19 protein-coding genes are annotated in these 21,308 nt (G+C 71.1%); 9 read left to right on the top strand and 10 right to left on the bottom strand.

Annotation, left to right across the window (positions count from 1 at the left end; translation table 11 throughout):
* Positions 1-49 precede the first annotated feature (49 nt).
* On the bottom strand, positions 50-1,108 hold the full coding sequence (locus tag ACF3NS_RS00560; RefSeq protein WP_392467263.1) for a LacI family DNA-binding transcriptional regulator: 1,059 nt from the start codon (positions 1,106-1,108) through the stop codon (positions 50-52).
* A 226-nt stretch (positions 1,109-1,334) separates the two neighbouring features.
* Between ACF3NS_RS00560 and ACF3NS_RS00555 the strand changes: the two genes are divergently transcribed.
* The 4 genes from ACF3NS_RS00555 (at position 1,335) to ACF3NS_RS00540 (ending at position 6,238) form a co-directional block, all read left to right on the top strand.
* Entirely contained in the window at positions 1,335-2,684 is a 1,350-nt protein-coding gene (locus ACF3NS_RS00555) for an ABC transporter substrate-binding protein (protein WP_392467261.1), read from the top strand.
* Positions 2,681-3,847 carry a carbohydrate ABC transporter permease gene (locus ACF3NS_RS00550; protein WP_392467259.1) on the top strand — a complete coding sequence of 389 codons (1,167 nt, stop codon included), beginning with the start codon at positions 2,681-2,683 and terminating at the stop codon, positions 3,845-3,847. Before ACF3NS_RS00555 ends, ACF3NS_RS00550 begins: the two co-directional genes overlap by 4 nt.
* Before the next feature lie 62 nt (positions 3,848-3,909).
* Positions 3,910-4,758, top strand: coding sequence for a carbohydrate ABC transporter permease (locus ACF3NS_RS00545; RefSeq protein ID WP_154591872.1), 849 nt, complete (start codon positions 3,910-3,912; stop codon positions 4,756-4,758).
* A gap of 181 nt (positions 4,759-4,939) precedes the next feature.
* Entirely contained in the window at positions 4,940-6,238 is a 1,299-nt protein-coding gene (locus ACF3NS_RS00540; RefSeq protein ID WP_392467257.1) for an ABC transporter substrate-binding protein, read from the top strand.
* Positions 6,239-6,248: 10 nt separating this feature from the next.
* On the opposite strand, the gene ACF3NS_RS00535 is transcribed toward ACF3NS_RS00540, so the two are convergent.
* A complete protein-coding gene (locus tag ACF3NS_RS00535; protein ID WP_154591854.1) occupies positions 6,249-7,169 on the bottom strand; it encodes a carbohydrate kinase in 921 nt (306 codons plus the stop codon).
* Between the two features lie 111 nt (positions 7,170-7,280).
* Here ACF3NS_RS00535 and ACF3NS_RS00530 point away from each other — a divergent pair, with 111 nt between their 5' ends.
* On the top strand, positions 7,281-7,871 hold the full coding sequence (locus tag ACF3NS_RS00530) for a DUF4245 domain-containing protein (RefSeq protein WP_392467255.1): 591 nt from the start codon (positions 7,281-7,283) through the stop codon (positions 7,869-7,871).
* Between the two features lie 124 nt (positions 7,872-7,995).
* Positions 7,996-8,265: an exodeoxyribonuclease VII small subunit gene (locus ACF3NS_RS00525; protein WP_392467253.1), complete on the top strand. Its 270-nt coding sequence runs from the start codon at positions 7,996-7,998 to the stop codon at positions 8,263-8,265.
* Positions 8,266-8,434: 169 nt separating this feature from the next.
* On the opposite strand, the gene xseA is transcribed toward ACF3NS_RS00525, so the two are convergent.
* Positions 8,435-9,667 (bottom strand): exodeoxyribonuclease VII large subunit, encoded by a 1,233-nt coding sequence (gene xseA, locus ACF3NS_RS00520; RefSeq protein ID WP_392467251.1) that lies wholly within the window; start codon positions 9,665-9,667, stop codon positions 8,435-8,437.
* A gap of 179 nt (positions 9,668-9,846) precedes the next feature.
* Here xseA and ACF3NS_RS00515 point away from each other — a divergent pair, with 179 nt between their 5' ends.
* The gene (locus tag ACF3NS_RS00515) at positions 9,847-10,854 is read left to right on the top strand and encodes a 4-hydroxy-3-methylbut-2-enyl diphosphate reductase (RefSeq protein ID WP_375804488.1); all 1,008 of its coding nucleotides are present in this window, start codon (positions 9,847-9,849) and stop codon (positions 10,852-10,854) included.
* A gap of 213 nt (positions 10,855-11,067) precedes the next feature.
* The gene (gene alr / locus ACF3NS_RS00510; protein WP_392467250.1) at positions 11,068-12,207 is read left to right on the top strand and encodes an alanine racemase; all 1,140 of its coding nucleotides are present in this window, start codon (positions 11,068-11,070) and stop codon (positions 12,205-12,207) included.
* A gap of 412 nt (positions 12,208-12,619) precedes the next feature.
* On the opposite strand, the gene ACF3NS_RS00505 is transcribed toward alr, so the two are convergent.
* On the bottom strand, positions 12,620-13,192 hold the full coding sequence (locus ACF3NS_RS00505) for an EcsC family protein (protein ID WP_392467248.1): 573 nt from the start codon (positions 13,190-13,192) through the stop codon (positions 12,620-12,622).
* Positions 13,193-13,880: 688 nt separating this feature from the next.
* The gene (locus ACF3NS_RS00500) at positions 13,881-14,201 is read right to left on the bottom strand and encodes a hypothetical protein (protein WP_392467246.1); all 321 of its coding nucleotides are present in this window, start codon (positions 14,199-14,201) and stop codon (positions 13,881-13,883) included.
* A gap of 142 nt (positions 14,202-14,343) precedes the next feature.
* Between ACF3NS_RS00500 and ACF3NS_RS00495 the strand changes: the two genes are divergently transcribed.
* Positions 14,344-14,496, top strand: a complete 153-nt coding sequence (locus ACF3NS_RS00495; RefSeq protein WP_392467244.1) for a hypothetical protein — start codon at positions 14,344-14,346, stop codon at positions 14,494-14,496.
* 61 nt (positions 14,497-14,557) lie between these two features.
* On the opposite strand, the gene ACF3NS_RS00490 is transcribed toward ACF3NS_RS00495, so the two are convergent.
* The 5 genes from ACF3NS_RS00490 to ACF3NS_RS00470 form a co-directional block, all read right to left on the bottom strand.
* Positions 14,558-14,788 carry a helix-turn-helix domain-containing protein gene (locus tag ACF3NS_RS00490; RefSeq protein WP_392467242.1) on the bottom strand — a complete coding sequence of 77 codons (231 nt, stop codon included), beginning with the start codon at positions 14,786-14,788 and terminating at the stop codon, positions 14,558-14,560.
* A gap of 259 nt (positions 14,789-15,047) precedes the next feature.
* Positions 15,048-16,250, bottom strand: coding sequence for an ornithine--oxo-acid transaminase (gene rocD / locus ACF3NS_RS00485; RefSeq protein ID WP_392467241.1), 1,203 nt, complete (start codon positions 16,248-16,250; stop codon positions 15,048-15,050).
* Between the two features lie 428 nt (positions 16,251-16,678).
* Positions 16,679-17,344, bottom strand: coding sequence for an endonuclease (locus ACF3NS_RS00480; RefSeq protein WP_392467239.1), 666 nt, complete (start codon positions 17,342-17,344; stop codon positions 16,679-16,681).
* Entirely contained in the window at positions 17,344-18,225 is an 882-nt protein-coding gene (locus ACF3NS_RS00475) for an ABC transporter permease subunit (protein WP_289032620.1), read from the bottom strand. Before ACF3NS_RS00475 ends, ACF3NS_RS00480 begins: the two co-directional genes overlap by 1 nt.
* A complete protein-coding gene (locus tag ACF3NS_RS00470; RefSeq protein WP_392467237.1) occupies positions 18,222-21,269 on the bottom strand; it encodes an alpha/beta fold hydrolase in 3,048 nt (1,015 codons plus the stop codon). The genes ACF3NS_RS00475 and ACF3NS_RS00470 overlap by 4 nt, the downstream gene beginning before the upstream one ends.
* Positions 21,270-21,308: the final 39 nt, after the last annotated feature.

Below are 21,308 nucleotides of genomic sequence, written 5' to 3'. Positions count from 1 at the left end.
TGGGCCGGCCCTCGCACTCGTCGGTGAGCGGCGGCCCGTCGCCTCCACCCTAGGCCTGGGAGGGGCCGTATGCCGCGCGGGGGCGGGCGACGGACGCGCGCGGCACGGCCGGGCAGGGCAGGAGCGTGCGCTCGGGCAGGGCGCCGACCGCGCCGTGCACCAACGCCTCGGCCGCGAGCCGCCCCATGTCGTAGAGGGGGAGCCGCACGGTCGTCAGCTGGGGCGTCAGCTGCTGGATCACCGGCTCGTGGTCGTCGTAGCCGACGACGGACAGGTCGTCGGGGATGCGCAGCCCCGACTCGGCGGCCGCGAGGTAGACGCCGAGCGCGATGCGGTCGTTGCCGCAGACGACGGCGGTCGGGGGTGAGGAACCGGCGAGCAGCTCACGGGCCAGGGCGAACCCCGAGTCGACGTAGTAGAAGCCCTCGCGCACGACCACGTCGCCGGTTGTCGTGGGGACGCCGCGGTCCTCGAGCTCGGCGAGGAAGCCCCCGATCCGCAGCGGCGTCGCCCACGCCCCGGCGTGACCGCTGAGGTAGGCGATGCGGCGGTGGCCCGCCTCGGCCACGAGCCGGGCCGCCTCGCGACCTCCGAACTCCTCGTCGGGGAGGAAGCAGGGCCCGCGCCCAGCCGGGTCGAAGCAGTTGGCGAGGGCCCAGGGCAGGTTCGGCATATGGTCCGGCAGCTCGATCTCGCGGGTGCCGGAGCAGGTGATCACCAGGCCGTCGACCTGGCGGTCGGCGAGCTCCTCGATCGCCGACTGCATGCCGTGGGGCCGGCGCCCCGTGTGCGTCACCAGCAGCACCGTGCTCTCGCTCCAGGCCAGGTCGTGCGCCCCGTTGACCGTCTCGCCGGAGAAGGCCTCCATCGCGGGCTCGTCCACCACGACGCCGATCGTGCCGCTGCGCTTGCGCCGCAGACCCTGGGCCGTGCGGTTGGGGCGGTAGCCGAGGTCGTTGACCGCCTGCAGGACCCGCGCCCGGGTCGCGGCGCTGATGGTCTGCTTGGAGTCGGGGTTGAGCACGAAGGACACGGTCGTGGCGGAGACGCCCGCCCGGCGCCCCACGTCGGCCAGGGTCGGTCGACGGCCACCCCTGCGCAGGTCCATAGACGGCAAGGTAAGCCATGTCGATCGTTCCGCACATCGCCGAAGCGCCTGATGTCACAGGTTCGTTGCAGTGCGGTCAGCCCGTTGACGGGCACGGCCCGCGCACCCACTATTGGGTCACTAAAACGTCAAAGGCCGCTCGCAGCGTCGCGTGCACCCCGGAGCCGCAGGCTCCCGGGGACCCGGTGCGGCGCACGGCCCGGGACCCAGGGATGAGGAAATGCAGATGCGTGTGCGCAAGCTTTCCACGGCAGCGCTCCTATGCGGCATCGTCACGATGTCGACGAGTGCCTGCCTGCAGAACCCCCAAGGTGGTGCCGCAGGGACCGGAGGCGGCCTGTCCGGCACGGTCGAAGGCGGCACGGCGGACGGCGACAAGACGGTCACGATCCTGGGAGCTTTCGGCGGCGACGAGGAGAAGTTCTTCAACCAGTCCATGCAGAAGTTCCAGCAGCAGACTGGCATCAAGATCCAGTACACCGCCGACCAGGACTTCACGACCACGATCAAGTCCAAGGTCAGCTCGGGCGACTCCCCAGACATCGGCCTGTTCCCCCAGCCGGGCGGTCTGCTGGAGATGGCGGGCCAGGGCAAGATCCAGCCCATCGACACCTATCTGGACTACGACAAGCTGGACAGCACGCTGGTGTCCGGCTTCATGGACTCCTCGCGCTACAAGGGTCGGGTCTACGGCGCCCCCATGCGCATGGCGGTCAAGTCGATCGTCTGGTACCCCAAGGCCGCCTACGACAAGGGCGGCTACGACAAGGCACCCAAGACCATCCAGGAGCTCTACCAGGTCGCCGACAAGATCAAGGGCTCCGGCGTCGCGCCCTGGTGCGTGGCGTGGAACTCCGACCAGGCGACCGGGTGGGTCGGGACGGACTGGCTCGAGGAGTACATGCTCCGCATGTACGGCCCCGAGGTCTACGACCAGTGGACCTCGCACGAGATCCCCTTCAACGACCCCCGGGTGGTCAAGGCCCTCGACGAGATGGCCAAGGTCCTCAAGGCCCCGGGCAGCGTCTACGGCGGGACCCAGGCCATCCTCAACACGAAGTTCGGCGAGGCCATGACCCCGGCCTTCGCCACCCCGCCCAAGTGCATGCTGCACCGCCAGGGCAACTTCGCCACCACGTTCTACCCCAAGAACGTGCAGGCCGATCTCGACAACCAGGTCGGCACCTACCCCTTCCCGCCCTACCAGGGTGGGTATGACGGGAAGCCGATCCTCGGCGGTGGCGACCTCGCGGCGCTGTTCAACGGCAACGACCCCGACGCCAAGAAGGTCATGGAGTTCCTGGCGAGCGATCAGTTCGGCGCCGAGTGGGCCAAGGCCGGCGGTTGGCTCAGCCCGCACAAGACCTTCGACATGAAGAACTACCCCAACGAGACGACCCGCAACGTGGCCAAGATGGCCATCGAGGCCGACGTCTTCCGGTTCGACGGCTCGGACCTCATGCCCAAGGAGGTCGGCTCGGGCACCTTCTGGACGGGGATGGTGAGCTGGGTCAACGGCAGCAAGACCTCGCAGCAGGTGGCTGACGAGATCGAGAAGAGCTGGCCGAAGTCATGAGCACCTCCGTCACCGAGCGCCCCGCGGGGCACGACGCCGCCCCCGTGAGGGGGCCCAAGGTCGACGACGGCCGGCTCAAGCCGGGCCGTCTCGCCCTCGGCTTCCTCGGCATGGTCGTGGTCGTCTGGGCCATCGCCAACCTGTTCCTCGCCTTCGCCTACTACCCGGGGGTCTTCCTCGGAGGGTCCAAGATCGTCATCGGCCTGCTGGCCCTCGTGGCCGGCGTCGGCGGAGCAGCCCTGTTCTTCTACTTCCTCAACATGTTCGTCGAGGCGCTGCCGCGACGGTTGTCGGAGGGGCTGATCCCCTACGCCTTTCTGCTGCCGGGCTTCGGCCTGATGTCGCTGATGCTGTTGTACCCCACGATCCAGACCTTCGTGTACTCCTTCGCCAACAAGGACAGCACCGCGTGGGTGGGCATGCAGAACTACAAGGAGGTGATCGCGGACCAGGAGTTCCGGACCTCGCTCTTCAACAACTTCCTGTGGCTGCTGATCGTGCCCGCGACGACGGTCGCCCTCGGCGTGATCGTCGCGGTGCTGGCGGACAAGCTGTCCGCGCAGGGGGAGAAGGTCGCGAAGTCCGCGATCTTCCTGCCCATGGCGATCAGCTTCGTCGGCGCCTCGGCCATCTGGAACCTCGTCTACGCGTGGAACCCCGAGGGCTCCGCGCAGACCGGTCTGCTCAACGCCACCTACACCGCCCTCGGCGGCAGCCCGCAGACCTGGCTGCAGATCTCGAGCGGCCGGCTGAACTCCCTGCTGCTCATGATCATCCTGATCTGGCTGCAGGTCGGCTTCGCCATGGTGCTGCTCGGCTCGGCCATCAAGGGCGTGCCCGACGACACGCTCGAGGCGGCCCGCATCGACGGCGCCAGCGAGTGGCAGATCTTCTGGAAGGTCATCATCCCGCAGATCTGGGGCACGATCCTGTCGGTCTTCATCACCACCGTGATCCTCGTGCTGAAGGTCTTCGACATCGTCTACGTCCTGACCAACGGCCGGGACAAGACGAACGTGATCGCGAACCTCTTCTTCAACGAGATGTTCGCCAACAGCAACGCAGGCAAGGCCTCGGCGATCGTCGTGATCCTGCTCCTGCTCATCATCCCCGTCCTCGTCTACCAGGTGAAGATGTTCCGCGAGCAGGAGGCCAACCGATGAGCACGAGCACCATGGCTGCTCGGACCACCGAGCCCCAGCAGGTGACCCGCGCCAAGGGCACGATGAAGGACGGCCGCCGCCGCAGCATCGTCGCGATCGTCACGCTGACGATCCTCGGCCTGATGTGGTGCCTGCCGACCCTCGGTCTGCTGGTGACCTCCTTCCGCACCCGCGACGACGCCGCCACCTCTGGGTGGTGGACGGCGCTGCTGAACCCGTTCGGCCAGGGCTGGACCCTCAACAACTACGCCGACGTGTTCACCAAGGCCGACATGGGCAACGCCTTCATCAACTCCCTGGTGGTGGCGATCCCGGCGACCATCATCCCGATCATGTTCGCGGCGTTCGCGTCGTACGCGTTCACGTTCATGGACTTCCCGGGCAAGGACGTCCTGTTCATCATCATCGTCGCCGTCCTCGTGGTCCCGATCCAGGTGGCCTTCCAGCCGCTGCTGGACCTGCTCGGGCCGCGTGGCCTCGGGATCTCGGGTCAGTACATCGCGGTCTGGCTGCTGCACACCGGGTTCGGCATGCCCCTCGCGATCTACACGCTCCGCAACTACATGAGCACCCTGCCGCGCTCCATCGTCGAGTCCGCCAAGATCGACGGCTGCGGCCACTTCCAGACCTTCTGGAAGCTCGTGGCGCCCATGTCGATGCCGGCCATCGCGGCGTTCGCCACCCTGCAGTTCCTGTGGGTGTGGAACGACCTGCTGATCGCCAAGCTGTTCCTGAAGTCCGAGAACACCACGGTGATCGTCAAGCTGCAGGGTCTGCTCGGCACGCAGGGCCAGGGCCAGGAGCTGCTCACCGCAGGCGCGTTCATCTCGATGGTCGTGCCCATGCTCGTGTTCGTGCTGCTGCAGCGCTTCCTGGTGCGCGGCATGACGTCCGGCGCGGTCAAGGGCTGAGCCCGAGCGTATGCCGTGGCCACCGCCACGCGGTGGTTCCGGCATACGGCCGGTGCAGGGCCCGCATCCTCCCTGGGGGTGCGGGCCCTGCCCCGTGTCCGGCGGGCGATGGCCTGTCAGGCGGGGGCTTGTCGGTGCTCGCGAGTAGGGTCGGTCGCGACGGGACGAGGAAGGAGCTGCCATGCGGGCGCGTGGTGTTGCTGGGGTGCTGGCGCTGCTGCTCGGCCTCGTGGTCGCAGGCTGCTCCGACGGGTCCTCGGTCGAGACCGTGCGGGGCGGCTCGAGCATCGAGATCATGTACGCCTTCTCGGGGAGCCAGGCCAAGGGCTTCCAGGAGGCGGTCGACGCGTGGGCCGCGCGGCACGCCGTGCAGGTGAGCTACTCCGCCAGCGACGACCTGACGACCGACCTGCGCGCGCGCGTGGCCGCGGGTAACCCTCCCGATCTGGCGATGGTGCCCCAGCCCGGGCTGGCCCTGGAGCTCGCGCACGAGCGGGCCGTCGAGCCGCTCGATGACGTGCTGCCCGTCAGTCGCGTCGCCTCCGGCATGGTGCCGGGCATGGTCGAGCCCCTGCAAGAGGGTGGCCGGACCTATGGCATCCCCGTGGCGATGAACGTCAAGTCCCTCCTGTGGTACGACCGGCACGCCCTGCACGCCGTCGACATCGACCCGCCGCAGACGATGGACGACCTCGCGACGGCCGGCGACCGGCTGCGAGAGCGGGGCAGCACGCCCTGGTGCCTCGGGATCGAGGACGGGGCCAACAGCGGCTGGGCCGCGACCGACTGGGTCGAGGAGCTCGTGCTCAAGGGCGCCGGCCCCGAGGTCTACGACCAGTGGGTGAGCGGGCGGGTCCCGTTCTCCGACGATCGGATCAAGGCGGCCTTCGCCACGTATGTCGAGGTCCTGCGGCACGACGGCGTCGAGGGTGGTGGACCGGCCGCGGCCCGTCGGGACGTCCGCCAGGCGGCCGACGGCCTGTTCGCCGAGCCGCAGCGGTGCGCCCTGCTCAAGCAGGGCAGCTATGTCACCCAGCAGGGCTTCCTGCCCGAGCGGGTGCGCAAGGCCATCGACCAGACCACCTCGGTCGTGGCCTTCCCCTCGGGCGACAACGACGCGATCGAGGTCGGCGGCGACAGCGCGGTGCTGCTGAGGGGGCACGACCTGGCGGCGCGCGACCTGGTCCGCTACATGGGCTCGGACCCGCGCTTCGGGGCGGACTGGGCAGGTTCTGAGGATCGCGGATTCATCTCTCCCCATGAGGACTTCGACCTCGAGCGGTACGCCAGCACGACGACGCGCAAGATCGCGTCGGCGGCTTACCAGGCGCAGACCGTGCGGTTCGACGCGAGCGACCAGATGCCGCCGGCCCTCGGGGCCGTCGCGTTCGCGCGCGGCATGGTCGGCCTGACCGCCGGGACGACCACGGTCGACCAGCTGGTGGCGCAGCTCGACGCCGCGCGCAAGCAGCACGGCTGACCGCGCCGGCTCAGAGCTCGGCGCGGGTGGGCGGGTTGGCGCCGGCGCGGGACACCGTGATGGCGCCGCACGCCACGGCCCGCTCGATGGCCGGGCGCACGTCGGGCAGCGAGGCGGTCCGCAGCCGCTCACGGGCCTCCACCGAGCCGAGCAGCCCGGCGTCGAGCAGCCCCGAGATCAGGCCCGACATGAACGAGTCGCCCGCCCCCACCGTGTCGACGACGGTGGTGCGGGTGGCCTCGGCCACCAGGCGCTCGCCCGTGCGCGGGATCAGCACGAGCGCCCCCGCGCCGCCCCGCGTCACGACGACGAGCTCGGGGCCGAGCCGACCCCACAGCTCCATGATCTGCTCGGGCGTGGCCCCCGGATAGAGCCAGTCGACGTCCTCGTCGCTGGCCTTGACCACGTCCGAGAGACCGACGAGCTGCTCGATGCGCTGCCGCACCTCCTCAGGGGTGCCCATGATCGTCGGGCGCGCGTTGGGGTCGTAGGACACCGTCCCCGTCGCCCTCGCCCTCAGCGCCGCGTCGACCACGGCCGATCCCCCCGGCTCCAGGGTCGCCGCGATCGACCCGGTGTGGAGGTGGCCGACAGCGTCCTCGTCCAGCGCCCCCGCCACGTCCCACAGCAGCTCGAAGTCGTAGGTCGCGCCCCCGGCCGCGTCCAGCGTCGCCTTGGCCGTCGAGGTGGACTCCGCCTGGTCAGACCCGCTCGTCAGGGTCAGCAGCCGCTCCTGCACCAGGTGGGCACGCACCATCTCGCCATGCGCGTCCCGTCCGAACTGCGTGGCGAAGTCGACGGGGTGCCCCAGCCGCGCCAGACCGATGGCGACGTTGGCGGGGCTGCCACCCGGGTGCTCGTCGACGGCGCCGCCCTGTCGGTGGACGATGTCGACGAGGGACTCTCCGACGACGAGCAGACGGTCGGTCATGCGGGGGCTCCTCGGGACGGCGGTGGCTCGGGCGCCCCAGTATCCCCCGGCCGAGACGGAACCGCCTGGCGTGGTTGGCCCTTGACCCGTCTCATCGGGGACGATGGGCCCATGAGCACCAGCGCCTCCGCGGACCCCTCGAGCGACCAGCAGCGTCCGCCCCGGCGCAACCCGCACATGATGGGGACCTTTGCGTCGATGGTGCTGTCGACGATCGTGGTGGCCACGGTGGTGCTCGCGTTCTTTGCCCTCGTGGCGCGACCCGACACGGTGGCCCGACCCAGCGTCGACGTGCCGTCGGTCGTGACCGAGGCCCGCCGCAGCACGGGCTGGCAGCTGTCTCAGCTCGAGGGGCTGGGGGAGGGGTGGGCCGCCAACTCCGCCCGGCTCGAGCCCGAGGCCGACGGTCTGCGCACGTGGCACGTGGGCTACGTGCGGGAGGGTGGCGAGCAGGAGTACGTCGCCCTGGACCAGACCGCCAAGGCGACCGACGGCTGGGTCACCGCGCAGCTCAAGGGTCGCGCGGCGGCGGGGGCCATGTCGGTGGGTGGCGTGCCGGTCGACAGCTACACCGACCCGAGCAACGGTGCCTGCACCCTGGTGCGTCGCGGTGGCGACGGCCTGACCACCGTCCTCGAGTCGACCGGCTCGTGCGCCGTCGCCGCCGCCCACGCCGCCAAGATGTCGCCCGCGTTGCGCTGACTCCCGCCCCATCCCCCGCCCTCTCCCGCCGACTGGTCAGTTTCGGACGGTCCGGCTTCGCCGACTGGTCAGTTTCGGACGCGGCCTCTTCTGACCGGTCGGCTCGCGCGCCTAGGGTGAGTCCATGGCCGACCTGACCCCCGCGAGCACCGACCGTCCGATCGAGGACCTGACCTACGAACAGGCCCGCGACGAGCTGGTGACGATCGTGTCGCAGCTCGAGGCGGGGCAGCTGCCGCTCGAGGACAGCCTGCGCCTGTGGGAGCGGGGCGAGGCGCTGGCCGCGCACTGCTCCACGTGGCTGGACCAGGCGGAGGCGCGACTGTCGGGCGACACGCCGGGGCCGACCCAGCCTCGGGGTCCGGTCGAGCCTGAGGACGACGACGAGTCCTGACCCGCTGTCCTGACCAGGCCCGCCACCCCTCCGCCCCACCCAGCCCCCTCCACGACGTGCGGGTTTGGTCCAAGCATCGTGGACGAAACCCTCATGATCCCGGAGGCGGCGAGCAGGTGAGGCGGCGAGACGGAGCCTGTCCGGAGGTGACCAGTCGGCAGGGGAGGGGTCAGCCGAGGACGCGGACGCCGAAGTCGCCCGTCGCCACCCGCACCCGCAGCAGCTCCTCGGGCTCCACGTCGTCGCGGTCCAGGACGACCGACCCGTCGCGGTGCTGCACCACGGCGTAGCCGCGCTCCAGCGTCCCCAGCGGTGACAGCGCCCGCAGCCGTCCGGCCAGCCCGTCGAGGCGCGCCTGGTCGCGGTGGATCCCCGCCTCGATGCGCCGCGTCACGCGGTCGAGCAGTGCGCCGAGCTCTGCGCGCCGTTGGTCGACGAGCGTCACCGGCCGCGCCAGCACCGGGCGGGATCGTATGGCGGAGAGGCTGCGCCGCTCGCGTTCGACATACATCAGCAGCGCGCGCTCGATCCGCCGGCGCGCGACCGCCACGACCTCCTGCTGCTCGGCCAGGTCGGGCACGACGCGCTTGCCCGCGTCGGTCGGGGTGGAGGCCCGCCAGTCGGCGACGTGGTCGAGCAGGGGCGTGTCCTCGTGGTGGCCGATGGCGCTGACGACCGGTGTCAGGCAGTCCGCGACGCAGCGCACGAGCGCCTCGTTGCTGAACGGCAGCAGGTCCTCGACCGAGCCGCCGCCGCGCGCGACGACGATGACGTCGACCTCGCGGTGGGCGTCGAGCTCGCGCACGGCCGCGCTGACCTCGGCGACCGCGTTGGCGCCCTGCACCGCCACCTGGCGGATCTCGAACTGCGTTGCGGGCCAACGGCGCAGGGCGTTCTGCACGACGTCGTGCTCGGCCTGCGAGGCGCGCCCGCAGACCAGCCCCACCCGTCGCGGCAGGAACGGCAGCGGCCGCTTGCGCGACGCGTCGAAGAGCCCCTCGGAGCGCATCACGGTCTTGAGGTGCTCGAGGCAGGCCAGTAGCTCGCCGACCCCGACGGCCCGCAGCTGGCGACCTTCGAGCTGCAGCGTTCCGCGCTTGGTCCAGAACGTCGGCCTTGCCTGGACCACGACCCGGGCCCCGCTCGACAGCGGTGCCGGCATACGGTCCAGGGCCTGGCTCGGCAAGGTCACGGTGAGCGACATGTCGACGTCCGGGTCGCGCAGCGTGAGGAAGGCGAGGCCCGCCCCAGGCCGCCGGTTGAGCTGGACGACCTGCCCCTCGACCCACAGGCCGGACATCTTGTCGACGTAGTCCGCGATCTTCATCGACAGCACCCGCACCGGCCACGGCTGCTCGGCGGTGGTCTGGTTGGCGCGTTCGGGCAGGTCGGGGCCGGGCATGCTCCTGAGCGTATGACGCCCCGCCGCCACCCGGGGCGACGCCTGGGACGACGGCGCGCGCGTGTCGGGGTCCCCGGTCGCCACTGCCAGGGCGCCTCCACGATCTTCGGGTCACCACCCGAAGATCTCTGCCTACGCCGAGTCAGGGGTGGCCCAGGCGACTCGCCTAGACTTGCCGGGTGACTGACTTGCAGACTGACCACAAGCGCGTGCTCCTCGCCGCTCCGCGCGGCTACTGCGCCGGCGTCGACCGCGCGGTCGTAACGGTGGAGAAGGCGCTCGAGCTCTACGGCCCTCCCGTCTATGTGCGCAAGCAGATCGTCCACAACAAGCACGTCGTCTCCACGCTGGAGAAGCGCGGTGCGATCTTCGTCGACGAGACGCAGGAGGTGCCCGAGGGCGCCACCGTCGTCTTCAGCGCCCACGGCGTCGCGCCGGTCGTGCACGACGAGGCGTCCCGGCTGCAGCTCAAGACCATCGACGCCACCTGCCCGCTGGTCACCAAGGTCCACCGCGAGGCCGTCCGGTTCGCCGGGGAGGACTACGACATCCTGCTCATCGGCCACGAGGGGCACGAGGAGGTCGTGGGCACGAGCGGCGAGGCCCCCGAGCACATCACGATCGTCGACAACCCCGACGCCGTGGAGCACGTGACGGTGCGCGACCCCGACAAGGTCGTCTGGCTCTCGCAGACCACGCTGTCCGTCGACGAGACCATGGAGACGGTGCGCCGGCTCCGCGAGAAGTTCCCCAACCTGCAGGACCCGCCGAGCGATGACATCTGCTATGCCACGCAGAACCGCCAGCTCGCCGTCAAGCAGATGGCCCCCGACACCGACCTGATGATCGTGGTCGGCTCGCGCAACTCCTCCAACTCGGTGCGTCTGGTCGAGGTCGCGGTGGAGCACGGCGCTCAGGCTGGGTACCTCGTGGACTACGCCGACGAGATCGACGAGGCCTGGCTCGAGGGCGTGGCGACGGTGGGCGTGACCAGCGGCGCGAGCGTGCCGGAGGTGCTGGTGCGCGACGTGCTCGACTGGCTGGCGGCGCGGGGGTATGCCGACGTGAAGCCCGTCGTGGCGGCCGAGGAGTCGCTGCTGTTCGCCCTGCCCATGGAGCTCCGCAAGGAGCTCAAGGCGCGCGGCCAGTCCGACAAGATGCGGCACGACGCCGGCTCCCTGCACTGACGACCCACGCGCCGGGGTGGTGGCCGTCGATCACATGATCCTCGACGTCGAGGACGCCGCGGACGCCGGATCCCTGCGGGTGGGGGACGAGATCGCGTTCTACCCCGACTACGCCGCGCTGCTGGCGCTGTCGACCAGCCCGTACGTCGACAAGATGGTCGTCGGGGGGACCCAGGGCGTATCCCTCGGCCTGGCGTGTGGGATAACGGACCCATGCTGTACGCGACGCGAGCCGAGGTCGACCTGGGCGCCATCCGCTCCAACATCGAGGGTGTGCGGGAGGCGGTGGGGCCGGACCGTGCGGTGCTGGTGGCGGTCAAGGCCGACGCCTACGGCCATGGCGCCGTGGCCGTCTCCCGGATGATCCAGGCGAGCGGGTGCGCCGACTGGCTGGGGGTCGCGACCGTGCCCGAGGCGCTCGAGCTGCGCGCCGCCGGTATCACCTTGCCGATCCTCAAGCTGTCGCACTGCTTCCCCGGCGCCGAGATGGAGGCGGCGATCGCGGCCGACGTGGTCACGGCCTGCCCGTCCCGCGACAACGCGGACGCTCTCCAGGCAGCGGCCGAGCTGGTCGGGCGGCCCGCCCGGGTGCATCTCAAGGTCGACACCGGTATGGCGCGCATCGGGGTGCCGGCAGGCGACGCGGCGGCGCTCGCGGCATACGTCGAGAGCCTGTCGCTGGTGCGCCTCGAGGGCGCGTTCACCCACATGCCGGTCGCGGACAAGGCCTCGCAGGACGCGTTCACCGAGGAGCAGGTGGCGAGCTTCGTCCGTGTCGCCGCGCAGGCGCAGGATGCCCTCGGCCGCCGCCTGGAGCACGTTCATGCCGCGAACTCCGGTGGCGTTCTGGGGCACTCGTCGTCCTGGCTGACGATGGTGCGGCCGGGGATCATGGCCTACGGCTACTACCCGGACGCGTCGACGCCCCGCACCATCACGCTGCGGCAGGCCATGCGCTGGGTGACGCGGGTGAGCTTCGTCAAGCGGGTGGCGGCGGGCACGACCGTCGGCTACGGCCGGACCTGGTCCAGCGACGAGGACCGCTGGATCGCGACGATGCCCGTGGGTTATGCCGACGGCTACAACCGGCTGCTGTCCAACCGGGGACGCGTGCTGGTGGGTGGGGCCTCCTATCCCATCGCCGGCCGGGTCTGCATGGACCAGACGATGATCGACGTCGGCCCCGCGTCCGAGCCCTGCCCCGTGTCCGTCGGCGACGAGGTGGTGCTGCTGGGTCGGTCCGGCGAGGAGGTCATCACCACGGACGAGATGGCAGAGCTCCTCGGCACCATCACCTACGAGGTGACCTGCGACATCGCCAGGCGCGTCGAGCGGACCTATCGCGGGGCCTGAGTCTTGGTTGGTGACCCACCGTCGCCCTCGGTGGGGCGAGGCGGCCCAGCCACCTCGGCTCGCGTGAGCACTGCGTCCTGCCAGGTGACCGTGCGTGAGAGCAGGTGTGGCTGTGGGCGATGCGCGGCGTCAGGAGGGTTGCCGGGTGTGGTCCACCCTCCTGACGATCGGTAGGCGGCAACCCGGCGGATCGTCGAGTCGTGCGCGTCCTTGGCGAGCATGCCGTGCCCGGCCATGCCTGGGCACAGCTCGTAGCCCCTCATGTGGTGCGGGTCGATGTCGAGGCGGACCGATGCGCCGCGCATCGTAGTAGCGCACGAGGTGATCAACCGCGGCAGTACCGCCCACCGCACTTCGAGCACGTTCGACGGCTGCGGAGCACAGCGCCTCGTCGGCCACCCAAGCCGACGTCTCAGACGCGCCCATCACGCACCTCCTCCTCCAGCACGACACCCTCAAGCTCGAGGTCGCTGACAATGCTGATCTCCTCGTCGGCGACCGGCTCCACTCCCGGCATGCTGAAGGCCTCGTGGATGTCCACCGAACCAAGGTCCGGATACTTCTCCAGCAGGAAGCGACGTCGGTAGACGAAGTCCGCCGTGTCCACGATGGATTCGAGCGTCGCCCAGTTGAGGGCCCCCGAGACGGCGATGCCCGCGGCAGGAACAACCTTGCCCAGGCTCTGCTGTGTCCAACGGACGTTGAAGGACTTCGCAAACTGTGTGGTGACCTTCGAGAGCACGGACTTGTTCAGCTCGTCCCACGTCTTCCTGCGCACTAGGGCCTGGGTCAGCCTTGAGACATCTGTGAGCGCTGCCGATTTCGCGCCGCTCGACGCAGCGGTGCCCGCGTTCACCACGGACATGATGAAGACCTTCTCGGCCGGCGCCTCGGGGTCGTAGCCATAGGTCAGCGCAACCTGCCCGGCGGCCCTCGATGACAGGGCGAGGACGGCGGCAGCATCGGCGACGAAAGCGCCGGCCACGGCGGCACCCCCTGGCAGCGCTTGCGCCTGCCCCGACCACGACCACCAGCTGTCCGCCCGTCATCGCCAACGCAGCTCCCGCACCCGACATCGCGGCAGCCAGCGGATAGGACCAGCTCGCTGTCCGCCCGCGCAGCTCGTCCACCTGCTCAAGGTCGAGGCGGCGCACGTCGGCGAGATGTTTCACGTCGTGGCCCGCCTTCTGGTGCTTCTTCACGACGCCCTTCGGCGACAGGCCGACACGGGACGCGCGCGCAAGGCTGCTGCCGACCGACGTGATGGCCGGTCCGGTCCAGTCGGGACTGCTCGCTGCAGCCCTTCTGGCAGCTTTGCTGGCAAGATCCGCGCTTTTCGACGACGCCTCTCGCGCTCGCTTGACAAGTGCCTTCGCCTGCGGCCGCGCCTCGACATGAGCGTGGGCCTTGTCGCCGAGGCTGACGGCCAAGTCGCTTACCTTCGAGGCAGCCTTTCCGGCGGCCCTATTGACCTCAGCCACGCCGCTCGACATCGTTCGCCCCCGGAACTCCTGAACCTCACGCCACGCGTCCAGTTCGTACTGCGACGGGATCCTCATGCACGGAACGTAGCCAAAAACCGCGTAGGTCGACCACACTGAGTGCGAAAGCATCGCCCAGTCGGCCCAACGGGGCCAGGTAAAGATGTCATCTTCCCCGAGGCTCGACACGGCCTAAGGAGCGCCACCGAGGACCTGGGCGATGCCGTCGCGATAGGTCGTCACCGCCAAGTCGGGGAAGCGGCGCGTGAACGCCGAGGAGTCGAAGACGTCGTCCCCCCGGTAGCGCGGCAGCTGCTCGCTCATCTCCTTGAGGGGCTTCGACACGCGGGAGGTGGCCTCGGCATCCGTCAGGTCCGCGGCCACCGGCTGGTCGGTGTCGTGCACCTTGTGCGGAGAGCGACTGACGAGCCGTATGTCGTGCGTGCGGCTGCGGTAGAGCTCGCGGGTCAGCCCCACGGCGATCTGGCCGTTCGCGCCGAGAACGGTCTGCATCAGGATCCCCATGTCTGTCGTGCGGGCTGGGACCTACCGCTGCTGCGGCGGTGTCGCAGACGTGGGCGACGACGCGCCGCCCACGCCCGGGCATTCTGTAGCAGACTGAGACTTCCGATCCCGCAGGCGAAAGGACAAGATCATGAGCGTTCCCACCGATGCAGCGTTCGAGATCCCCGAGGACGGGGACAACGAGGGCGCCCGGCCCCAGGAGGGCGGCGAGCACGAGGCCTACGTGGACGAGAGCAACGTCCCCCACCCTCACCGTGAGGCGGCGGACGACCCGTCCGTCTGACCCTGCGGCCTCTGGCCGCGCCGCGTGCTCGCCGCGTCGGCGGTCGTCGGGCAGCGGCGGCTCAGTTGGTTCCGAACCGCGTCCCGCCGTACTTCTTGTGGACCGCCTGACGGCTGACGCCCAGCACCCGCGCGATCTCCGCCCAGGAGGCGCCGCGCGTCCTCGCCCTGCGCACGACCACCGCCTCGGCGCGGTTGACCTCGCGGCGCAGCTCGGCCACCGCGGCGAGCGCCCGCAGCGGGTCATCGTCGCCTGCCTGGCTCACCAGTGCACTCATCGGCTGTTCACCCATCTCGTGCTCGTCCTCAGCGTCGACCGTGGGTGTCAATCTACGTTGACGCTCGTATGTCGTCAACCGGGGTTGACGACATCGCTGCAGGCTGGGTGCGGCGTACCCCATCCCGGCTCGTGCGAGCACTGCGTCCTGTCAGGTGACCGTGATCGATCGCGCTGCGCTCACGGAGCGTGAGCTGCCGCAGCGACCAGGGAGTATGCCCGGCAACGGGCGCTTTGGCGACATCGGTGGGGCGGTCACGCGGCCAGCGAGGCCCTCAGGCGCGGAGGGACTGCTCGATCGCGTCGACCATGATGTCGAGGTCGTCCGTCGTCGCGACCAGTGGGGGCGCGAGGCGGATCGTCGAGTCGTGCGCGTCCTTGGCGAGCACGCCATGGCCGGCCATGCGGTGGCACAGCTCGTAGCCCGTCATCAGGTGCGGGTCGATGTCGAGGCCGGCCCATGCGCCGCGCACCCGCACCTCCAGCACGCCGTGCTCGCGCAGCGCCTCGAGCCGTGGCGTCATGTGGTCGCCGAGAGCGCGGGCACGCGAGTTCCACTCGTCGGTGAGCAGCATCTGCACGACCTCGTGCCCGACGGCCGCGGCCAGCGGGTTGCCGCCGAAGGTCGAGCCGTGCGAGCCCGGCGTGATCACGTCCATCACGTAGTGATCCGCCGCGATCGCCGACACCGGCAGGATGCCGCCGCCGAGAGCCTTGCCCATCACATAGATGTCGGGCACGACGTCCTCGTGGTCGCACGCGAAGGTCCGCCCCGTCCGGGCGAGCCCGGACTGCACCTCATCGGCGATCATCAGCACCTCGTGCCGGGTGCACAGGTCACGGACGCCCGACAGGTAGCCGGTCGGCGGGATCAGCACCCCGCCCTCGCCCTGGATCGGCTCCAGCAGGACCGCGGCCGTGTGCTGGTCGATCGCCTGGTCCAGGGCCTCGAGGTCGCCATACGGCACCACCCGGAAGCCGGGGGTATAGGGGCCATAGCTGCGCCGCGCGATGTCGTCCGTCGAGAAGGACACCACCGTGGTCGTGCGGCCATGGAAGTTGCCTGACATCGTGACGATGGTGGCCTGGTCCGCGGGGATCCCCTTGACGTCGTAGCCCCAGCGCCGGGCCACCTTGACCGCGGTCTCGACGGCCTCGGCGCCGGTGTTCATCGGCAGGATCATGTCCTTGCCGGTCAGCGTCGCGAGGTCACGGGCAAAGGGCCCGAGCTGATCGCTGTGGAAGGCGCGGCTCGTCAGCGTCAGCTGGTCCAGCTGCTGGTGGGCCCGTGCGACCAGCCGCGGGTGACGGTGCCCGAAGTTGAGCGCCGAGTAGCCCGCCAGTGCGTCGAGGTAGCGCTTGCCGTCCACGTCGGTGACCCACGCGCCCTCGCCGCCGGTGAGGACGATCTCGAGCGGGTGATAGTTGTGGGCCGCATAGGTCTCCACGAGGCGGATGTGCTGGTTGGCGGTGCTCATGCCGTGCTCCTTGCCGTATGCCGGATGCCGGCCTCGTAGGCCCGCGTGAGGTGGTGCTGCAGGGGGAGGCTCGTCACGCCGAATCTAGCAATCGCGTCGGGCAGCGCCAGAGCTATGCAACCGACGGGACTGGGCCCGGACGGTCGATGGAACCGCCGGGGTTGGGTGTGTGCCCTTCGCTGGGCTTCCCACACATGACAACTGGTGTCCCATGACGCCGTGCCTGTCATCTGTGGCTAGTCCGCTCTCCGGTCGTCCGGGAGCAGCGGATGCAAGGCCCCCGACAAGGCTGCCCAGACGTGGGGCCTGCCCGCGAGATGCCTGCGCAGCAGCGGCAGGTCGTGGCGAGGGACCGACGGGTCGATGTCGGCGAAGGCGCCCGCGTCGAGATCCTGGGCTCCCACCCGCTGACCTAGCGGGCAGGCAGATCACCGGTCGGTGAGCAGGTCGGGGTTGCGGGCCACGCGGACCAGGGCGGCGGCCAGGCTCGCGAGGTCCCGGCCGTCGACCAGGGTCGCCAACGTCGCCGGGTCGGTGGGGAGCCCGGCCTCCTTGGCGCCCTTGAGAACGAGGTCGTCGACGGAGGGGCGCACCTGGGGCCACACGGCCTGCACCTCGCGCAGGAAGATCGCGGCCCCGGCAGGACCGATCCCTCTGAACTCCTGCACGGCCTCGGCGATGCGTCTCGGGTCGCCGTCGGCCTCGTCGCGCAGCCGACGCAGGTCGCCGTCCCACCGGTCGAGCAGGAGCGTGGCGGCCTGGTCCAGGCGCGTCGCGATGCTCTCGTCGTAGCGCGTGTATCCGCCCCGTCCAAGGGTCCGCACCCGCTGCTGCCAGGTGCTCTCGCGCAGGTGCTGCGGGGTCCGCCACCCCTCGGACCAGAGCTCGCGCGCCGTGGCCACGGCGATGTCGGAGCGGATGCGGGTCGACAGCAGCAGGCTGAGAACGAGGAGCTGCCACAGAGGAGCAGGCTTGTCCTGCAACGTGATTCCTGCGTCAGCGGCAAAGGTGGCGCCGTGCTGCTCGATCAGCCAGCGAGTGGTGTCCCTGTGAACGGCCGCGTTCTTGTCCTTGCGCGCGTGGCTGTCCGGCATCAGCTCAGGATGTCCTTGCGCCGGAACCACCAGTAGGCCGCAGCGACCGTGGCCACCCCGTAGATCAACGACCAGAGGGCGCTGAGCTGGATGTCGGTCCAGGCGATGTCGGGGGACAGCGCTCGGATCCAGGCGCGGGAGTAGTGCATGGGCAGGGCGTGCCGCAGGTCGCCGAGCTGCTCGATGGTGTCCAGGATCGACGCGACGATGGTCACGAGGACCGCACCGCCGACGGCCCCGAGCGGCGCGTCGTTGAGGGTGCCGATGAGCAGGGCGATGCCGACGACCTGCACGAGGTTGACCGCGACGATCCCCGCGGCCAGCGCGAGCCGTGGGAGGAACTGCTCCCAGGTCAGGCCGGTCCCGATGGGGCTGGAGTAGGGCGCCCACCCGTAGGCGAGGCCACCCACCAGCAGCGCCCACGCCGGCAGCAGCGCAGCCGCCAGCGCGGTCGACCCCAGAGCCACGACGAGCTTGCTCGTCAGGAGCCGGGCCCGGCTGACCGGCGCCACCAGCAGGTAACGCAGCGAGGACCACGACGCCTCGGACGGCACGGCGTCGCCCGCGAAGAGCGCGGCGAGGATCACAAGCAGGAAGTCGCTCGCGGCGAACAGGCAGAACACCGCGAAGTTGGGGCCGCCCTCACGCGCCAGGTCGACGTAGCGCCCGCCGCCCGACCCGTCGTCGCCGAGAGAGAACGCGGCCACGAGCACCAGCGGCAGGGCCAGCAGCAGGCCGAAGCCCCATGCCGTGCGGCGGCGTCCGACCTGGCGACCCAGCTCGACCCGCCACCGCAGGGGCTTGGCGCGACGGGTCGAGCTGGTTCGCTGCTCGCCGGGTCGGTGGGTGTCGCGCGGGGTGCGCGCGGTGCTGGGGCTCATCGGGCACGCACCTGACGCAGGCTGTCCATGCGGGTCCTTTCGTCGGGCTGGTCGCCGCCGATCACCCCGAGAAAGACCTCCTCGAGACGGCGGCGCGGCGCCACCGAGTCGACGTCGCCGCCGGCCGCGACGACCGCGGCGACGATCTCGCCGCGGGGGGCGTCGCTGACGAGGGTCAGGGTGCGGGCGTGCCGGTCGAGGCGGAGCCCGTGCAGCGACGGGCCCAGCCGACCGGAGCGCACGGCGTCCTCGACCGCGGCGGGGTCGCAACCGGGGCCGAGCGTGACGACGGTCGTACCGTCGCCGCTGGTCAGGTCGGTGACCGAGCCGGCGGTGACGACGCGACCGCGGTGCATGACGACGACGTGCGTGCAGGTCTGCTCGACCTCCGATAGCAGGTGGCTGGACACCACGACGGTCCGTCCCGTGCGCGCGTAGTCGAGCAGGATCGGGCGCATCGCGGCGATCTGGGGTGGGTCCAGACCGTTGGTCGGCTCGTCGAGCAGCAGCACCTCCGGACGCCCGAGCATGGCCTGTGCGATGCCCAGTCGCTGACGCATGCCCTGGCTGTAGGTGCGGACGGGCCGGTCCAGCGCGTCCCCGAGAGCGGCGACGTCGAGCGCCTCTTCGACGTGGGCCTCGGACGGGTCGCGCCCGGTGGCGCGCCAGTAGACGTCGAGGTTCTGGCGACCGGTGAGGTGGGGCAGGAAGCCCGGCCCCTCGATGAGCGCGCCCACCCGGTCCAGCACGGGCGACCCGGCGCGCACCGGCTGCCCGAGCACGTGGACGGCCCCGGAGTCGGGGCGGATGAGGCCGACGAGCATGCGCATCGTGGTGGTCTTGCCGGCGCCGTTGGGCCCGAGGAGGCCGACGACCTGACCAGCCTCGGCGCGCCAGGACACGTCGTCGACGGCCCGGTGCCCGTCCTTGTAGGTCTTGACCAGGTGATCCACCGCCAGGGGCACGTCGGCGTCCTCGGCGCGGGTGTCGCGTCGGTCCCCTCGTCGGCGGCGCCAGGCGGCGAGGGCGGCCAGGGCGCTGACGACCAGCACGAGCGCCGCGAGTCCGCTCGCGGCCCAGACGACCTCCCGATCGACGGACCGTATGCCGCCTCCGCCGGCGCGTGGATCGGTGACGGCCTCGGCCGGGACGACGGGCAGGGCGAGGCCGGCGTCGGCGAGCTCCACCGCGTAGGCACGCGCGTCGGTGGGCACGGCGAACCCCGCGTCGGTCGACGACACGAGTACGCGCCAGCGCGAGCCCGCCGCCATCGCGTAGGTGCCGGCGGGCAGGGCCACGTCGACCTCCACCGGGACGCCGGGGGTCGTGGCGACGCGGACGGGGACGACCTGGGAGCGTTGGGACACGGGGCCGGACGGGGTGACCCGCCAGAGGGACACGAAGACCGTCGCGTCGCGGGCGGTCGAGGTCAGGCGCAGCCGCACCCGCGGCGCGCCGACGACGTCGACCCGGTCGGTGAGCTGCGCGGTGTCGAAGGCCGCGTGCTGGCCGGGAAGCGCCGCCAGCGAGTAGGCGGCTGTCGCGGCGAGGTCCGAGACGCCCGAGCCGCCGGACCCACCTGACCCGCCGGACCCGCTGGACCCACCTGAGCTGCCGGGCTCGCCGGACCCACCGGATCCGCCCGAGCCCGCATCGCCCGACCTGCTCGACGACTCCCCGCCGAGCGCGCCGCCCAGGGCCCCGAGGTTGCTCATGGCGGCGGGGTCGCCGCCGGGCGGGGAGAGCAGCCGAGCCGGGCCCCTGCCGCTGCCGGCCCCTGCCGCGCCATCGGCAGAGCCCTGCCCCGCTGCAGAGCCCTGTCCTGCGGCGGGGGCCAGGGCAACGCGCGTGGCACCAGCCGCCGCCTGGTCGAGTCGGGGTGGCGCTGCAAGGCGCACCTCACGGTCACCTCCCTGCGCGGCGAGGGGAGCGCTGAAGGCGGGGAGCGGCATCCCGGCTCGCAGGTCGCCCCCGGCCTGCTGCCGGCCCTGGTCGGTGAGGTAACGCTGGAACCAGGGGATCAGCGTCTCCGCGTCGCTCGGCTCGGTGCCGCCGTCGTGGCCGCCGTCGAACCAGCGGACCGCGACGGGCGTGCCGTTGGCCGCGAGCTGCCGTGCCGTCGCCCCGGCCTGGTCGAGGCCGACGAAGGAGTCGCGCATGCCCTGCACGAGCAAGGTCGGCGCGGTGACCCTGCTCGCCACCGCCGACGGTCCGTGGCGGCGCAGCACCTGCTCGAGCGCGGGGGAGGGCCGGCCCGTCGTGGCGGCGTCGAGGAAGAGTCGGCAGATGGTCGGGTCGAAGCGGCCGCACAGGGCGGCGCCCGGTGTGCGGGGATCGTTGCCCCCGCTCGCGGGCCGCGTCTGACCGAGCGCGGAGGAGAAGAAGATCGAGGCCCAGCGGCGCTTGAGCACGCCTGGCGCAGAGCCCACCCCGCCGGGCACGAAGGTCTCGGACAGGTCGTTCCAGGTGATGCCAGCGACGACGGCGTCGACGCGGCGGTCGGTGCCCGCGAGCATGGCGGCAAGCGCCCCGCCGTAGGACCCGCCCGCGACGCCCACCCGCGGGTCCTTGGGAGCGTCGAGCTGCACGTCGGGCCGAGCGGCCAGGGTGTCGAGCAGCCTTGAGCCGTCGGCGATCTCGTAGTCAGGGTCGTCCAGATGGATGAGTCCCCCTGAGGCTCCGAACCCCCGGGCCGTATAGGCCAGCGCGACGTAGCCCTGACCGGCCAGCTCGCGGGCTCGGCTCATGAGGTCGGCCTTGCTGCCGCCGAAGCCGTGGGCGAGCAGCACGGCGGGGTGCCGTCCCGGCGAGGTGGGGGAGACGACCGTCGCCTCGAGCGTCACCGTGGACCCATCCGACTCCGCCCTGACCGGGACGCGCACCGACTCCTCGCGGACCTCGGAGGGAACTGACGCCGACACCGCCACCGGACGCGACGCCGACACCGCCACGGGACGGGACGCCGAGGCCGCCGTGGTCGAGCCTGCCGGGACCGTCGCCAGGGCGGTGGTGAGCACCGCCAGCGCGGCCAGCCTGCGTCTCATCGTGGCCCTTCGGGAGTCGGAGCGAGATGATCGATGATG

It is taken from the genome of Arsenicicoccus cauae, from assembly GCF_043162025.1.
Taxonomy (GTDB): Bacteria; Actinomycetota; Actinomycetes; order Actinomycetales; family Dermatophilaceae; genus Arsenicicoccus; species Arsenicicoccus cauae.
Note: the sequence above shows the minus strand (reverse complement) of the source record. Positions and strands in the feature narration are given on the sequence as shown.

Excerpts from the sequence above, each read along its gene's own strand:
- ACF3NS_RS00560 (WP_392467263.1), bottom strand. The coding sequence starts at position 1,108 with ATGGACCTGCGCAGGGGTGGCCGTCGACCGACCCTGGCCGACGTGGGG.
- ACF3NS_RS00555 (WP_392467261.1), top strand. The coding sequence starts at position 1,335 with ATGCGTGTGCGCAAGCTTTCCACGGCAGCGCTCCTATGCGGCATCGTC.
- ACF3NS_RS00550 (WP_392467259.1), top strand. The coding sequence starts at position 2,681 with ATGAGCACCTCCGTCACCGAGCGCCCCGCGGGGCACGACGCCGCCCCC.
- ACF3NS_RS00545 (WP_154591872.1), top strand. The coding sequence starts at position 3,910 with ATGAAGGACGGCCGCCGCCGCAGCATCGTCGCGATCGTCACGCTGACG.
- ACF3NS_RS00540 (WP_392467257.1), top strand. The coding sequence starts at position 4,940 with ATGCGGGCGCGTGGTGTTGCTGGGGTGCTGGCGCTGCTGCTCGGCCTC.
- ACF3NS_RS00535 (WP_154591854.1), bottom strand. The coding sequence starts at position 7,169 with ATGACCGACCGTCTGCTCGTCGTCGGAGAGTCCCTCGTCGACATCGTC.
- ACF3NS_RS00530 (WP_392467255.1), top strand. The coding sequence starts at position 7,281 with ATGAGCACCAGCGCCTCCGCGGACCCCTCGAGCGACCAGCAGCGTCCG.
- ACF3NS_RS00525 (WP_392467253.1), top strand. The coding sequence starts at position 7,996 with ATGGCCGACCTGACCCCCGCGAGCACCGACCGTCCGATCGAGGACCTG.
- xseA (WP_392467251.1), bottom strand. The coding sequence starts at position 9,667 with ATGCCCGGCCCCGACCTGCCCGAACGCGCCAACCAGACCACCGCCGAG.
- alr (WP_392467250.1), top strand. The coding sequence starts at position 11,068 with ATGCTGTACGCGACGCGAGCCGAGGTCGACCTGGGCGCCATCCGCTCC.
- ACF3NS_RS00500 (WP_392467246.1), bottom strand. The coding sequence starts at position 14,201 with ATGCAGACCGTTCTCGGCGCGAACGGCCAGATCGCCGTGGGGCTGACC.
- ACF3NS_RS00495 (WP_392467244.1), top strand. The coding sequence starts at position 14,344 with ATGAGCGTTCCCACCGATGCAGCGTTCGAGATCCCCGAGGACGGGGAC.
- ACF3NS_RS00490 (WP_392467242.1), bottom strand. The coding sequence starts at position 14,788 with ATGGGTGAACAGCCGATGAGTGCACTGGTGAGCCAGGCAGGCGACGAT.
- rocD (WP_392467241.1), bottom strand. The coding sequence starts at position 16,250 with ATGAGCACCGCCAACCAGCACATCCGCCTCGTGGAGACCTATGCGGCC.
- ACF3NS_RS00480 (WP_392467239.1), bottom strand. The coding sequence starts at position 17,344 with ATGCCGGACAGCCACGCGCGCAAGGACAAGAACGCGGCCGTTCACAGG.
- ACF3NS_RS00475 (WP_289032620.1), bottom strand. The coding sequence starts at position 18,225 with ATGAGCCCCAGCACCGCGCGCACCCCGCGCGACACCCACCGACCCGGC.
- ACF3NS_RS00470 (WP_392467237.1), bottom strand. The coding sequence starts at position 21,269 with ATGAGACGCAGGCTGGCCGCGCTGGCGGTGCTCACCACCGCCCTGGCG.